We start from the raw sequence: 12,930 nt of genomic DNA on the forward strand, positions 1-12,930 counted from the left end.
TTGCTGATCCGTGCCACCAGCACCCGGCGTCCACCGGTGCTTGCGCTGCTGTCCGACGGGTCCTTCCTCACCCGGATCGGCGGCGTCCGACTGAGGGTGATCGAGGCCGAGATCCACTCCCGTACCGCCGACGGCGACGAAGCGGAACCTATCGTCTGCTCACCACGCTGAGCGACCACCACGCTGACCCAGCAGACCGCCTGGTCGGTCTTTGTCACGAGCGCTGGAGATTGAGACCGCCTATCTGGCGCTGCGTCACACCATGCTCAAAGGGCGCGTTCTGCGGTCGAAGGACCCGGTGCGCCTCACTCAGGAGATGTGGGCACTTCTGACGATCTACCAGGCTCTGCGCTCGATGATGGTGACCGCAGTGGAGACAGTGCCTGGCTGCGATCCCGACCGGGCCGGCGTCACCGTGGCCCTGGAGGCCGCGCACGACACGGTCGTTGGCGTCGCTGGGACGGCTGCGGCCGCAACTCCGAGCGGACGCCTTGACCTGGTAGGACACATTGGCACCCGCGTCTGATCACCTTGCATCCACCGGCTCTCCCCACCGCACATGCCCCAGACCGGGCCGCTTCCGGCCGCTGGGGACAGGTCTGCCGAATCTTGGCGGAGAACTCCAACCAGGCCATGCCCGCCCGCGCCATCGCAGGGCATCTCGGCCTCATCGCCACCGGGCGTGTGCTGAGCGGCTTCAGCGCGCGGCTCTGCTGCTGGGCGCGCAACGGCCGACTCATCCGTACGGCACCGAGTACGTACAAGATCCCTCTTCCCCTGGGCCTTGACACCGCCAACTGAGCCGCAACTTCGTGACTGTGTGTGATCGATTTGGTGCGCTACGTGGTCGACAATGGCGCGAAGTGGTGTGCCGTTCCACGAGATTTCCCCTGGTGGCGGGCGGTGTACGACTTCTTCCGCCGCTGGCGTGCGCACGGATACGTCCGGGAGTTGTACCAGTGGCTGCGCCGCGCCAACCGGGTGGCGAGGGGCCGCAGCGCGGAGCCGACCGCCGGGATCATCGATGCGCAGTCCGTCGACGGCGCGGACATCGTCGTGATGTCACGCGGCTTCGACGGGAACAAGAAGCGCGACGGCCGCAAGCGCTCGATCCTGACCGATACCTGCGGTGATCTGCTGGAAGTCATCGTGACCCCGGCCGACGTCCACGACTCCAAGCCCGCGCCCGCGCTCCTGGACCGCTACATGGACGAGCCTGGCCGGCTGCTGAAAGTCGTCTGGGTCGACAGTGTCTATCAAGGGCAGCCCCTGGCCGATGCCTTCGCCCGGCACGGCGTGAGGGTCGAGGTCGTTCAACGCCCGCACGGGACACACGGCTTCACCGTCCTGGCCCGCCGCTGGGTCGTGGAACGCACCCTGGGCCAGTTCTTACGGGCCCGGCGTCTCAACCGCGACCACGAACGCCGCCCGGACCATCACGAGCAGATGGTCTGGTGGGCCGGCCTGATCACCCTCACCCGCCGGATCGCCGGCGAGCGCCGGCACTGGCCCGATCTCCGGCCGGGCCGCCGCCCGGGCCCGCAGCCGGCCTGAACAGGCACCTCTCCCGCTCCAGCCAGCACTTCGCATGCAGGGCATAGGCGCGATGACGCACCCGTTCCACGCGAGCTTTTCCCGTCCCAGCCCCCGGGTGTCCGCGATCGCGGACACGTCCACCCGGCCGTCGGCGGCCACAACCGTCTCGAAAATCTGCCGGTACATGCCACACAACGACCGTCCTTCCAGGCCCACGTGCCACTGCGACGGCCGCTCGTCATAGCCCCCACGCCCGAGGGCACCTTGGCCTCGCTGTCCGGCTCCTGCGGCACATCGGCAACCGCCCCGGCACAGGTGGCCGCCTGCGCACCCGTCGCGGCAAGCTCGTCCATCAGCTCCTCCCGCCCGATCCGGGCGAACTCCCGCCGCGACGGGCCTCGGCGGCCTGTTCCTCGGCCTCGCGCAGCCGCGCCGCCGCCCCGTCCAGCACTTCAACTAGCCCGCACTTCACGCTGTTCCATCAACGCGATCACCGACGGCAGCGACCACCTCCAGGACGAGAAGACCACCCGCCCCGGTGCTGCCCGGACCCACCGACGAGAACACGTCGATTATGGAAGAACCGCAGCTCCTCAAGCTGCAGTTCGGTTGGCCACAACGCTCTGAGTGGGCTCACGCCTTGCGGCGGCGGCCACTACGACGTGGCGCGGGGGCCGCACCGTCCAGGAGAGCCTGACGGCGTGTCTCACCGTGCTCCTCCACCTGCAGCACCACCTGACGCAGCCCGGCAGCGACGATGCCGCACTGCTCATCGCTGAGCTGTCCCGTGACAAAGGCTTCCTCCTCGTTGAACGCCGGAAAGACGCGCCGCATCAGCTCCGCACCTTGATCTGTCAGGCTGAGCAGCACCAGCCTGCCGTCGGTGGGGTGATCGGCTCTCTGTACAAGCCCACGTCTTTCCAGCGTCCGGGCAACCCCCGTGAGCGTGCCCTTGGAGATCCCGGCCTCTTCTGCCACGTGCCGCGTTTCCGGCTCACCCCAGACCCAGATGACCCAGAGAACCACGAAGGCGGTCCACGTCAGGTCGACACCGCGCAACACGGAATTCTCCAGGTGCTGCCGCACCGCCGAGGCGGCGCGATAGATATTGGCGACGACGGCCATCTGGTCATGCCGTAGAGGGATACCGCCAAGCTTGGCCTCTGCCAGTTTCTCGGCTTCGGTGATGGAACGATGGCCGGGCACGGGCACACTCCTTCGGGCAGCCTGTGAAGGCATGGGGCAACGCAATCGTTCGGGTCCAAATTGTACGGTGCCTGCCTCGGCCTTGGGGCAACGGAACAGCCGTTAGCGCTAAGGACTTGATCTTGCTTCAGAGCTTCACTCGGCCCTGTTCTCCCGAAGCTGTCGCCAAGTGACAAGTAACTCAGCGTGTCGTTACAGGCGTGCTGTTCGACATCGTCCGCGTCCGACCGGTCGGTTGGGGAAGCCTGTTGAGGGTCCGTCATGGGCCCGGCTTTTCGCACAATGCAAGTCTCAGAAGGGGGTCCGTCCCGCTCTTGCGTGAGAACGGGTTCTGAGGACGAATCCGGGATCGGCGGGGGTCTGGCGGCCCGTGATTGATCTTGATCGCGCAAAGGACCGTTTGTGAGACCGGAAGCCCTGCCGATGGCGCGGTGGATCGCAGCCGGGTAACGGGGAGGCGGATCAGGCAAAGGCTGGGCGGCGGTGGCGGCCTCCGGCATGACGGTCCGGCTCGGCGGTCCGGGTAGTCAGTCGGTGCCGTTGTCGGCGCCGCCGAGGCGGAGCATGGCGCGGTAGAGCTGTTCGGGGGTCAGGGGCGGTTCGGGGAGTGGGTGGGCGCGCTCGGCGCGGAAGCCGTCGAGCATCAGGTACAGGTGGCGGCGCCATGCGTGCGGGGCGATCCCGTCGGTCGCCTCGATGATCCGGCTGTGGGACCAGATGACGAAGGCGAGGTCCTCGGGTACCAGGTCGGATCGTAGGCGGCCCTGCTCTCGCGCCCGTTCGACGATGCGCACGCCGAGGTCATGGATCCGGGTCTGCTGGCCGGCCAGGCAGGCGTTCTCGGGCAGCCGGATCGAGGCGAAGTCGTTGAAGCCCCGGTCGCGGGCCTGGAGTTCGCACATGGTTTCCAGGAACAGACACAGCCCTTCCCACGCGTCGTCCATGCTCAGGGCCTGCTCGGCGGCGGCGACCCAGATTGCGAGCTTGCCGGCGAAGACCTCCTGCACCAGGGCCAGCCGGGCGGGGAAGTGGTTGTAGAGCGTGCCAATGGCCACCCCGGCACGCTTGGCGACCTGCTCCAGCGACGCCTGCATCCCGTGTTCGGCGAACACGGCCCGGGCGGCGGCCAGCAGCGAGTCGCGATTGCGCTGAGCGTCTCGGCGCAGCGGCCGGGCGGGAGCGGAGGCCGAAGTCGCGGCTGGTGCGAGTTCAGGGGGCATACCCACAGCCTACCAACTTGAGGGGTACCTCGACTTCCAGTGCTACGCTCGCCTCGCAAGATGAGGACACCCTCATATTGTGAGGCGATTCGGCTCGGACCGGGCTCGGGAGACTTGATGAAACTGACCATCTTCGGCGCCAGCGGCCGCACCGGCACGCACCTGGCCGAGCAGGCACTCGCCGCCGGGCACGACGTGGTGGCGTTGATGCGAAATCCGGCGAAGCTCACCCTGCGCCACGAACGGCTGCGGGTCGCGCAGGGCGATCTGACCGACGAGGCGGCCGTCGCCGAGGCCGTCCGCGGCGCCGACGCCGTCCTCGCCGCTCTGAGCCCCAAGATCTTCGGCGGTCCTAGGGATCTGCCCCTCGCGTCGGGAACGGGCGACATCCTGGCCGCGATGGGCGCACACGGCGTCCGCAGGCTCGTCTTCAGCTGGGGGCCGAGCATCTCGATTCCCCGCAACCCCCTGCTGCGCGCGTTGCGCAGCACGAGCTTCGCCCTGTTCGGGCTGCTGCCCGCCACCCGCTCCATGGTCAACGAGTCGGTCGAGGTGGGCGAGGCCATTCGCGGCTCGGATCGAGACTGGACCATCGTGGTCGTCACCGCGCCCAACGACAAGCCCGGATCGGGAAGGGTCAAGGTGCGCACCGGGACCGGAACCGGGGACCGGGTCGGCTCGCGCATCTCCCGGGCCGACCTCGCGCAGTTCATGCTCGCTCAGGCCGATGACCTGCGATACGCGCGGCAGGAGCTGCGGATCAGCAACTGACCGGCCCTGCACGCCGCCGCCGCGCAGCTGTACGCGGCGCCCCGCCTGTACCTCTTCCGCCCACCAACTCGAGCGGGACTCGGTTCCGACCGAATCCCGCTGTTCACCACGCTGTTCTCATCGAAGGAGAAGTCATGCCTACCATCGCCATCATGGGTGCCGGTCCCGGAATGGGGCTCGCCATCGCCCAGACCTTCGGCAAGGAAGGCCACCAGGTCGCGCTGCTGTCGCGTACCCCGGCCAAGCTGGACCCGGTCGTGGCCGAACTGACCGACCAGGGCATCGAAGCGGCGGCCTTCGCCGCCGACGTACTCGACCGGCCATCGATCGTCTCCGGCCTCGCGGCGGTCAAGCAGCGATTCGGGCAGATCGACGTCCTTGAGTACTCGCCGTCCAACCCGGCACTGCCGATGGCTTCCTCCACCGAGCTGACCCACGACAACGTGCAGAGCCAGCTCGACTTCTACGTGCACGGCGCCGTGGCGGCGGTTAACCAGGTGCTTCCGGAGATGCTCGCCCGAGGCTCGGGCACGATCCTGTTCACCACCGGCGCCTCGTCCGTGCGCCCGGAGCTCGGTCACGACATGTTCGGCAACGTCGCCCCGGCCGCGGCGTGGCTGCGAAACTGGGCCCACGGACTGCACGCCGCCGCCGCTCCCCGAGGAGTACAGGTCGGCCACATAGCGATCGGCGCGTGGATCGGCCGCCAGCCGGGCGCCACCGCACCGGAAGAGATCGCGCCGCTGTACTGGGAGCTGCACACCCAACACGACCAGGTCGAGAAGGTCTTCTTCCCCAGCGACCAACCCGCGTAAGTCCCGGCCAGCACGTGGACGCCGGCCGTCGAGCCGGCCGTCGAGATCCGAGATGGCGCCTGGGTCGCCGAACTCGACGGCGACCGCCTCAAGGGCTGGCCCACAGGCACGCGGCTGATCGTCCGTAAGGAACGCCCGCACCCCGGTGCCCAACTCCGCTTCACCGACGCCGACGGGAAGCGGCTGACCTGATTCGCCACCAACACCAAGAACACGCCTATCGCCGCTTTGGGAGCTGCGGCACCGCCAGCGCGCCCGCGCCGAGGACCGCATCCGTGCCGCACGCGCCACGGGTCTGCGCAACCTTTTCAACCGCATGATCGGCTGCCTCCACCACTGCCTCACCAAACGCATCCGCTACAACGAAGCGACCGCCTTCCCCGCCTCAGCGGACCATCAACGGCATCGGATGTCTGCCCCTGCACGACACCGCAGAGAACCAGGTCTGGCTGGAGATCGTCCAGATCGCGCTGGACCTGCTGGCCTGGATGCCGAACCAGCGCCGCCCGCCAGTGGGAGCCCCGCCGTCTGCGTCTGCGGCTGTTCTCCGCCGCCGCCCAGCTCGTCATGACCGACCGTCGCCGCATCCTCCGCCTGGCAAAGCACTGGCCCTTCACCAACGTGATCACCAGTGCCCTCGCCCGGCTCGATGCCCTCCCGAACCCTGACTGACCAGCAGCGTCCCGCCCCCACGAGCAGCACCATCCCGGAGCCGTGGAACCCGGCGCCCACTCGGCGCGACAGCCGGGCCATCGACCTGCCCGCAAAGAGAAATCTCCGCTCTGAACGACCAGAAAGGGGTCCGTCAGCAAGCTGACGGACCCTCATTCAAGATTAATGTTAATGATCTGAAACTCCTTAGCGGCGCTTGGAGAGCTTCACTTGGAGGTGCTCACAATTTGCCAACATGTCCATCAAGTGCATCTGGACGACCTTGTCCCAGGAAAATTTTTACAAACCTCCCTTTCCTGATATTTTGACCAGTCCATAGGTTGAGTAATGGCGACTTCTGGTGATGAAGCCGTCCCGAACCTCCTCCAAGGCTCCTGCTGCACGCTCGCACAGGGGAAGCGTCACCTTGGCGACTGATGAAGGCAGTCTCGCGCAGTCTCTCCAAGACTTTACGGACTTTGCTGGAATTCGTCGCTTTGTCGAACGCATTCCATCGTATTCCTTCCAGGCAATCGAGTGCATCGTATGCCGCGCGCAGAGCGACACTGTGACTGTTCGAGCGTATGGCCTCGGCTGTGTCACGGTAGAGGCGCCCCAGGCTCGCGGTGAAGGCGAGGTGGCGGGTCGGCACGTAGATGCCCTGTTCATCTTTGAAGCCGGCGGGCAGTGGCTATGCGGAGGAGTTCGGCCGAGCGCTGTACCCACCAGTCGAGTAGGTACGGCACTGAACAGTTCCCCGCGCTACTGAACTGACCACTGGACTGTTTCGTGCCCAACTGAACTCTTCAGTGCCGTTCAACACGCTTGGCGCCCCGGCGCTCCCGGCCCGGCAGGAACTCCTGTACCTTCGCCTTGAAGCCCTGGCGGACCATCCCGCCCCGGTCGGCGTCGCCCTTCAGGATGGACTCGGCCGTCGCCTCCATCTGCTCCCAGGTCGCGTGCGGGGGCACCGGCGGGACGGCAGGGTCGGTGCGGAACTCGATCACCGCCGGGCCGTCGGCCTCCAGGCCCGCGCGCCAGCCCGCCTCGACGTCCTCGGGCCGCTCCACCCGTACCCCGGTAAGACCCAGGGAACGGGCGAAGTCCGCGTACGGGATGTCCGGGAGCTCCTGGGACGGCAGGAAGGAGGGGGCGCCCTCCAGCGCGCGCATCTCCCAGGTCACCTGGTTGAGATCGTTGTTGTTCCACACGCCCACCACGAGACGCGGGTCCTCCCAGCGGTCCCGGTACTTCGCCGCGGTGATCATCTCCGCCAGCCCGTTCATCTGCATCGCCCCGTCCCCCGCCAGCGCGATCACCGGCCGGTCCGGACGGGCGAACTTCGCGCCGATCGCGTACGGCACCGCACACCCCATCGTCGCCAGGGTCCCGGAGAGGGAGCCGCGCATCCCGGATCGCATCGTCAGATGCCGGGCGTACCAGTTCGCCGTCGAGCCGGAGTCGGAGGTGACGATCGCGTTGTCCGGCAGGAGCGGATCCAGGACCCGCGCCACGTACTCCGGGTTGATCGGATCGGCCGACAGCGCGGCCCGCCGGTCCAGCACATCCCGCCACCGCGCCACGTTCGCGCACACCGTGTCGTACCACTCGCGCCCCCGGTCCGCCGTGTCCAGCAGCGGGATCAGCCGCTCGAGCGTCGCCCTGGCGTCGCCGACGAGGTTCACCTCGTACGGGTAGCGCATCCCCACCATGTGGGGGTCGATGTCGATCTGCACGGCGCGCGCCTTGCCGTACTCCGGCAGGAACTGGGAGTACGGGAAGGAGGAACCGATCGTCAGCAGGGTGTCGCAGTCGCGCATCAACTCGTACGAGGGGCGCGTGCCGAGCAGGCCGATCGAGCCGGTGACGTACGGGAGTTCGTCGCTCAGCGCGTCCTTGCCGAGGAGCGCCTTGGCGACGCCCGCGCCGAGGACCTCCGCGATCCGCTCGACCTCCGCCTGCGCGCCGGCCGCGCCCTGCCCGATGAGAATCGCGGGCTTGTCACCGGAGTTGAGGATCTCGGCGGCCCGTTCCAGGGACTCCTGGGAGGGGATCGCCGTCCACGCGCTGCGGTCGAGGCTGGAGGGCACCATCTTGAACTCGTGGGTGGGCGCGGAGTATTCGAGCTCCTGGACGTCGCCGGGGATGATGACCGCCGTGGGTGCGCGGCGCGCGTACGCGGTGCGGATCGCCCGGTCCAGGACGTTCGGCAACTGCTCGGGCACGGTGACCGTTTCCACGAAGTCCGAGGCCACGTCCTTGAACAGGGAGTGCAGATCGACCTCCTGCTGGTACGACCCGCCCATCGCCGTGCGGTGCGTCTGGCCGACGACCGCCAGCACCGGCACATGGTCCAGCTTGGCGTCGTACAGGCCATTCAGGAGGTGGATCGCGCCGGGCCCCGAGGTGGCCACGCACACTCCGAGACGGCCGCTGAACTTGGCGTAACCGACCGCTTCGAACGCGGACATCTCCTCGTGCCGTGACTGGATGAAGCGGGGCCGGTTCTCGGCCCGGCCCCAGGCGGCGAGCAGACCGTTGATGCCGTCGCCCGGATAGCCGAAGACCTCCTCGACCCCCCACTCGCGTAGCCGCTGCAGGACATGGTCGGCAACCTTCGTGCTCATGAGAACCCCTGATGGAGGAGGTTTACGGGTGTCACCCGCCGAGTCACCACAAGGCCCGGCGGAAAACCTGTTTGGCGCGCACAGGGCAGGGCAGGCGCACCACAGTGCTTCGGACAGGAGGCACGTCCGTGGGAGCGGTGGATCACCGACCCGGGTGTGTCTGTCCGGACTGGGCGCCCTCCCACGGGAACCCGTCCACCTCAAGCACTCCAAGGGAGTTGCGACGCACCATGCGAACTCACACGAGTCCGAAGCGACACCCCCACGACGACGCCCCCGACACCGCCGAAGCGTTCCGCAGGCTTGCCGCACTTCCGCCGGGCCAGCAGCGCGACACATTGCGGGCGAAGATCGTCGAAGCCTGGCTGCCCATGGCGGACCGGCTCGCGGGCCGCTTCCGGAGCCGGGGCGAGAGCATGGACGACCTGCGCCAGGTCGCCGCGCTCGGCCTCGTCAAGGCCGTCGACCGCTACGACCCCGAACTCGGCAACGCCTTCGAGAGTTACGCCGTCCCCACGGTCACCGGGGAGATCAAGCGCCACTTCCGTGACCACATGTGGACCCTGCACGTACCGCGCCGGGTCCAGGACCTGCGCAACCGTGTACGGTTCGCCGCCCAGGACCTGTCGCAGACCATCTCGGGCCGCAGGCCCACCGTCGCCGAGATCGCCGAGCACGCCAACATGACCGAGGAGGACGTCAAGGCCGGCCTGGAGGCGCTGGAGAGCTTCACCGCTCTCTCCCTCGACGCCGAACTGCCCGGCAGCGAGGACGGATACTCGCTCAGCGACGCCCTCGGCGCCGCCGACCCGGCCCTCGACACCGTCATCGACCGCGAGGCCGTCAAACCGCGACTGCGGGCCCTGCCCGAACGTGAACGCGCCATCCTCTACATGCGGTTCTTCGGCGACATGACCCAGAGCCGCATCGCCGAGCAGCTCGGCATCTCCCAGATGCACGTCTCCCGCCTGATCAGCCGCTCCTGCGACCGGCTGCGGGACCAGGTCATGAAAGACGCCGCGTAGGCAACTCGTCTACGGCCAGCGCGATGTGATGGGACATCATGTCCAGTGCCTGTGCCTCCGCCATCGAGAACGCCGGCCGGGCCCCACTGCGGAACAAGGTGAGCACACCGAGTACGACGCCGTCGCGGGCCAGCGGTACACACAGCAGGGACGTCACGTTCGCCTGGACCAGGACCGGGGCGCCGGTCGCGTCGCGCCCGAAGGCGTCCGGGTCCTGGTCCAGGCGAACGCGCGGCGCGGTGGAGCCACCCCGCGCCGCCTCGACGACCAGCGGGCAGTCGGTGGGATCCTGCGCCGCGACGGCGTCGGTGTCCGCCCCGGACGGCCCCAGCACGGTCGTACGGACCGGACGACCGCTGCCCGTGTCGGCGATCACCCAGTCCGCGAACCGGTCGTGCAGCACTCCGGCCGCCCGCTCCGCCACCGTGCGTCCGTCGCGGGACGGGGTGGTCAGCAGGGCCGATGTCATGGCGTCCAGGAGGTCCCGCAGGGCCGCGTGCCGGGTCGCCTCGGAGAGGTCGGGCAGGGCGGGCGCCGGGTTCCTGCGCTGCTCGGGCGGGTTCGGCGGCAGTCGCAGGTCGGTGGGCTGGAGCACCACCAGGACCGTGGGACGGGGTTCGCCGTTCGGCCTGAGCGCGGTGAGGGTGGTGTGCACGGGCAGGCTCGGTCGCTGCTGGAACCTGACGGTGAGGCTGCGGTCGCCGTCGCCCCGGGCGACCGCCGCGACCTGGGAACGGAGCGCGGCCCGGTCGGCGGGCCCGAGCAGGCCGGCCAGCGGGCGGCCCGTCGTGTAACCGGGGCGGGCGCCGGTGAACACGGTCGCCGCGGAGTTCAGCCGACGCACCACCGTGTCGCGATCCGTCAACGCCACGGGTATCGGCAGCTGTTGGAAGATCATCCGCAGCAACTGCTGCTCCTGGCGGTCCCGTTGGCCTACGGCTGCAACGGGGACGGTCGACGACAGCTGTTCGTACCAGGGCCACAACTGGTCGGCCACATGGTCGAGTTCGAAGATCGCCGCGTCGAGGACGGTCGGCAGATCACCGCTCGGTACGGATCTGGCTGCTTTCAACTCGGCCACCCGGCGCACGAAACCCTCAAGTTCTTCACCGAATTCCTCAGTCTGCGGCATGGGGTGAACCTAACTCGTTTTCCCGCCGGTCGAGCGGGCAGGCGCGGGAAGAAGGAGGTGGACGCGATTCCGGAGCGCACTCAACTCGGGCGCTGGGCAACGGACTCGACGGAACTGACCGCCCCCGGGCGCAGACTGTCGGAACTTGCCGAACAGGCCGTCCGCTGCACCGCCGACTGCTGCGGGGCCAGCAGCATGCTGGTCGAGACTGGCGCCTCGGCGGGTCCGGAAGCGGCGTCGGAAGCGGGGGCGGAACGATCGGCGGCCGTCACCCATCCCGACCTCGCCGGACTCGTCGCCGTCCAGCTCCGCTCCGGCGACGGACCCCTCCCGGCCGCCCTCGAACGCGGGGCGCCCGTCGCCTGCGCCGACCTGCTCAGCGAGCGCCGCTGGCCCCGCTACCGTGCCGTGGCGCTCGACTCGGGGCTGCGCTCCAGCGTCACGCTGCCCTTCCGGCGCCCCGGGCTCACCGTCACCCTCAGCCTCTACAGTTTCCGCCCCGGCAGCCTGTACGACGCCCAGCACGGTCCCGTACGGGCCCTCGGCGACCTCGCGGCCACCTCGCTGGTCCACGACCGCTCCTACCGGGCCGCGCTGACCGAGCTGGAGCAGCTCGGCACGGCCCTGCGCACCCGGCCCGTCGTCGACCAGGCGTGCGGCATCGTCATGCACGTCCTGGGCTGCGACGCGGACGACGCCTTCGGTGTACTGCGCCGTGTCTCGCAGGGCACGAACCGCAAACTCTCCGAGGTCGCCGCACATGTGGTCGCCCGGCGCGGGCGCGGTCTGGAGCGGGAGCTTCTCTCCCTGTCGCACTGAGTCTCTGTCGCACTGAGTCCCTGTCGCACTGAGTCCCTGTCGAACCGCGTCGCAGCGGCGCCCGGGCCAGGGACGGAGGACGGGCGCGCGGGACGGGCGGCCACGGTCGTCGTCACCCGCTCGGGTGTGCCCGTCCCGCGAATGGTGCCCGGCCGCGCGCGCCCCGCCGCCGGGCGGGCTGTCATGGGGTGCGGGGCACCACCCGGCGTGCTCCGCAGCCGCCGCTCGAAGGAGCCCAGCCATGCGCCGCACCGCCCGCCTCCTGTCCGCCGTCGCCCTGGCCGGTGCCGCCCTGGGCACCGCCGCCCCGGCCGCGTCCGCGGACGCCGCCGGGGAGGTCAGCCCGGGCACCGTCGGCCCCGGCGGCACCGTCACCGTCTCCGTGGCCTGCGAGGCGACCGGCCAGGCCCCGCCCGCGACCATCGACGCGCACTCTCAGGGCTTCGAACAGGGCACCGTCCAGCTCCAGCAGGTCCCCGGCAACGACGACCAGGTGACCGGCCCCGCCTACAGCGGCACCGCGAAGATCGCGCCCGCCGGAAGCATCGAGGGCGACCAGAACGCGGACTCCCCGGTCTCCGAATGGTCCGCCGACGGTACGTGTCCCGGGCAGGCCGGGGCCGAGGGCAAGGCGTGGAAGGCGGCGTTCACGGTGACCCGCGACGGCACCGGTCCCGGCACCGGCACCGGCGCCGCAACCGGTCCCGGCATTGGCGCCGGCACCGGCCCGGCCACCAGTACCGGTACCGGCAACTGCGCCGCCGACTCCCACGGCGGCGACTGGCAGGGCGGCGACTTCCAGGACCTGTCCTCCTGTCCCACACACACCCCCACACAGGAGCCCACGCCCGCCCCCGTGCCCACGCCCGCCCCGGTGCAGCGCGGGGTGCACGCCGGGCAGGGCGGGGCCTTCACCGACTCGGTGCCCGCTCTGGTCGCCGGGGGAGTGCTGATCGCGGGCGCGGCCGGGGCAGCCGTACACCGGGTGCGCCGCAGGGGGACGTCCGCGCGCCGCTGACCCTGCTGCTGCCCGTATACCGCGGAAAGTGATCCGAGCCGGCCCCCATGGGTCCCTGTGACCGTGGGTACTCGACACCACAGGCACCACGGCCAGCAAAGCCGGCACAG

Annotated in this window: 13 protein-coding genes and 2 pseudogenes; 11 read left to right on the plus strand and 4 right to left on the minus strand. The window is 69.4% G+C overall.

Features of this window, described 5'->3' with window-relative positions:
• Positions 1 to 36 precede the first annotated feature (36 nt).
• From ADL01_RS47145 to ADL01_RS04490, 4 genes are all read left to right on the plus strand, one after another.
• Positions 37 to 171, plus strand: coding sequence for a hypothetical protein (locus ADL01_RS47145; RefSeq protein ID WP_267889895.1), 135 nt, complete (start codon positions 37 to 39; stop codon positions 169 to 171).
• A gap of 40 nt (positions 172 to 211) precedes the next feature.
• The gene (locus ADL01_RS43425) at positions 212 to 526 is read left to right on the plus strand and encodes a hypothetical protein (protein ID WP_159049450.1); all 315 of its coding nucleotides are present in this window, start codon (positions 212 to 214) and stop codon (positions 524 to 526) included.
• 83 nt (positions 527 to 609) lie between these two features.
• On the plus strand, positions 610 to 801 hold the full coding sequence (locus ADL01_RS43430; RefSeq protein ID WP_053740560.1) for a hypothetical protein: 192 nt from the start codon (positions 610 to 612) through the stop codon (positions 799 to 801).
• 33 nt (positions 802 to 834) lie between these two features.
• Positions 835 to 1,554, plus strand: coding sequence for an IS5 family transposase (locus tag ADL01_RS04490; protein ID WP_159049451.1), 720 nt, complete (start codon positions 835 to 837; stop codon positions 1,552 to 1,554).
• Between the two features lie 615 nt (positions 1,555 to 2,169).
• Here the strand turns inward: ADL01_RS04490 and ADL01_RS04495 are convergent.
• Positions 2,170 to 2,742 carry a MarR family winged helix-turn-helix transcriptional regulator gene (locus ADL01_RS04495; RefSeq protein ID WP_053740562.1) on the minus strand — a complete coding sequence of 191 codons (573 nt, stop codon included), beginning with the start codon at positions 2,740 to 2,742 and terminating at the stop codon, positions 2,170 to 2,172.
• A gap of 527 nt (positions 2,743 to 3,269) precedes the next feature.
• Positions 3,270 to 3,962, minus strand: a complete 693-nt coding sequence (locus tag ADL01_RS04500; RefSeq protein WP_053740563.1) for a TetR/AcrR family transcriptional regulator — start codon at positions 3,960 to 3,962, stop codon at positions 3,270 to 3,272.
• Between the two features lie 117 nt (positions 3,963 to 4,079).
• Between ADL01_RS04500 and ADL01_RS04505 the strand changes: the two genes are divergently transcribed.
• From ADL01_RS04505 to ADL01_RS41375, 4 genes and pseudogenes are all read left to right on the plus strand, one after another.
• Complete coding sequence (locus ADL01_RS04505) at positions 4,080 to 4,733, plus strand: NAD(P)-dependent oxidoreductase (RefSeq protein WP_053740564.1); 654 nt, start codon at positions 4,080 to 4,082, stop codon at positions 4,731 to 4,733.
• 134 nt (positions 4,734 to 4,867) lie between these two features.
• The gene (locus ADL01_RS04510) at positions 4,868 to 5,548 is read left to right on the plus strand and encodes an SDR family NAD(P)-dependent oxidoreductase (RefSeq protein ID WP_053740565.1); all 681 of its coding nucleotides are present in this window, start codon (positions 4,868 to 4,870) and stop codon (positions 5,546 to 5,548) included.
• A gap of 3 nt (positions 5,549 to 5,551) precedes the next feature.
• A pseudogene (locus ADL01_RS41370) lies at positions 5,552 to 5,852 on the plus strand (IS1380 family transposase); the annotation flags it as partial.
• Between the two features lie 109 nt (positions 5,853 to 5,961).
• Positions 5,962 to 6,220: pseudogene (locus ADL01_RS41375) on the plus strand (transposase); the annotation flags it as partial.
• A 785-nt stretch (positions 6,221 to 7,005) separates the two neighbouring features.
• On the opposite strand, the gene ADL01_RS04515 reads toward ADL01_RS41375, so the two are convergent.
• The gene (locus ADL01_RS04515) at positions 7,006 to 8,826 is read right to left on the minus strand and encodes a thiamine pyrophosphate-requiring protein (RefSeq protein ID WP_053740566.1); all 1,821 of its coding nucleotides are present in this window, start codon (positions 8,824 to 8,826) and stop codon (positions 7,006 to 7,008) included.
• Between the two features lie 230 nt (positions 8,827 to 9,056).
• Here ADL01_RS04515 and ADL01_RS04520 point away from each other — a divergent pair, with 230 nt between their 5' ends.
• Positions 9,057 to 9,851 carry an RNA polymerase sigma factor SigF gene (locus ADL01_RS04520; protein ID WP_053740567.1) on the plus strand — a complete coding sequence of 265 codons (795 nt, stop codon included), beginning with the start codon at positions 9,057 to 9,059 and terminating at the stop codon, positions 9,849 to 9,851.
• On the opposite strand, the gene ADL01_RS04525 is transcribed toward ADL01_RS04520, so the two are convergent.
• On the minus strand, positions 9,832 to 10,983 hold the full coding sequence (locus tag ADL01_RS04525) for a GAF domain-containing protein (RefSeq protein ID WP_053740568.1): 1,152 nt from the start codon (positions 10,981 to 10,983) through the stop codon (positions 9,832 to 9,834). The two genes, ADL01_RS04520 and ADL01_RS04525, sit on opposite strands and share 20 nt — an antisense overlap.
• Before the next feature lie 57 nt (positions 10,984 to 11,040).
• On the opposite strand from ADL01_RS04525, the gene ADL01_RS04530 reads away from it, so the two are divergent.
• Both ADL01_RS04530 and ADL01_RS04535 read left to right on the plus strand, forming a co-directional pair.
• A complete protein-coding gene (locus ADL01_RS04530; RefSeq protein ID WP_324614572.1) occupies positions 11,041 to 11,802 on the plus strand; it encodes a GAF and ANTAR domain-containing protein in 762 nt (253 codons plus the stop codon).
• 241 nt (positions 11,803 to 12,043) lie between these two features.
• On the plus strand, positions 12,044 to 12,820 hold the full coding sequence (locus tag ADL01_RS04535; RefSeq protein ID WP_053740569.1) for a hypothetical protein: 777 nt from the start codon (positions 12,044 to 12,046) through the stop codon (positions 12,818 to 12,820).
• Positions 12,821 to 12,930 lie beyond the last annotated feature (110 nt).

The organism is Streptomyces sp. NRRL WC-3618, assembly GCF_001280005.1.
Lineage (GTDB): Bacteria > Actinomycetota > Actinomycetes > Streptomycetales > Streptomycetaceae > Streptomyces.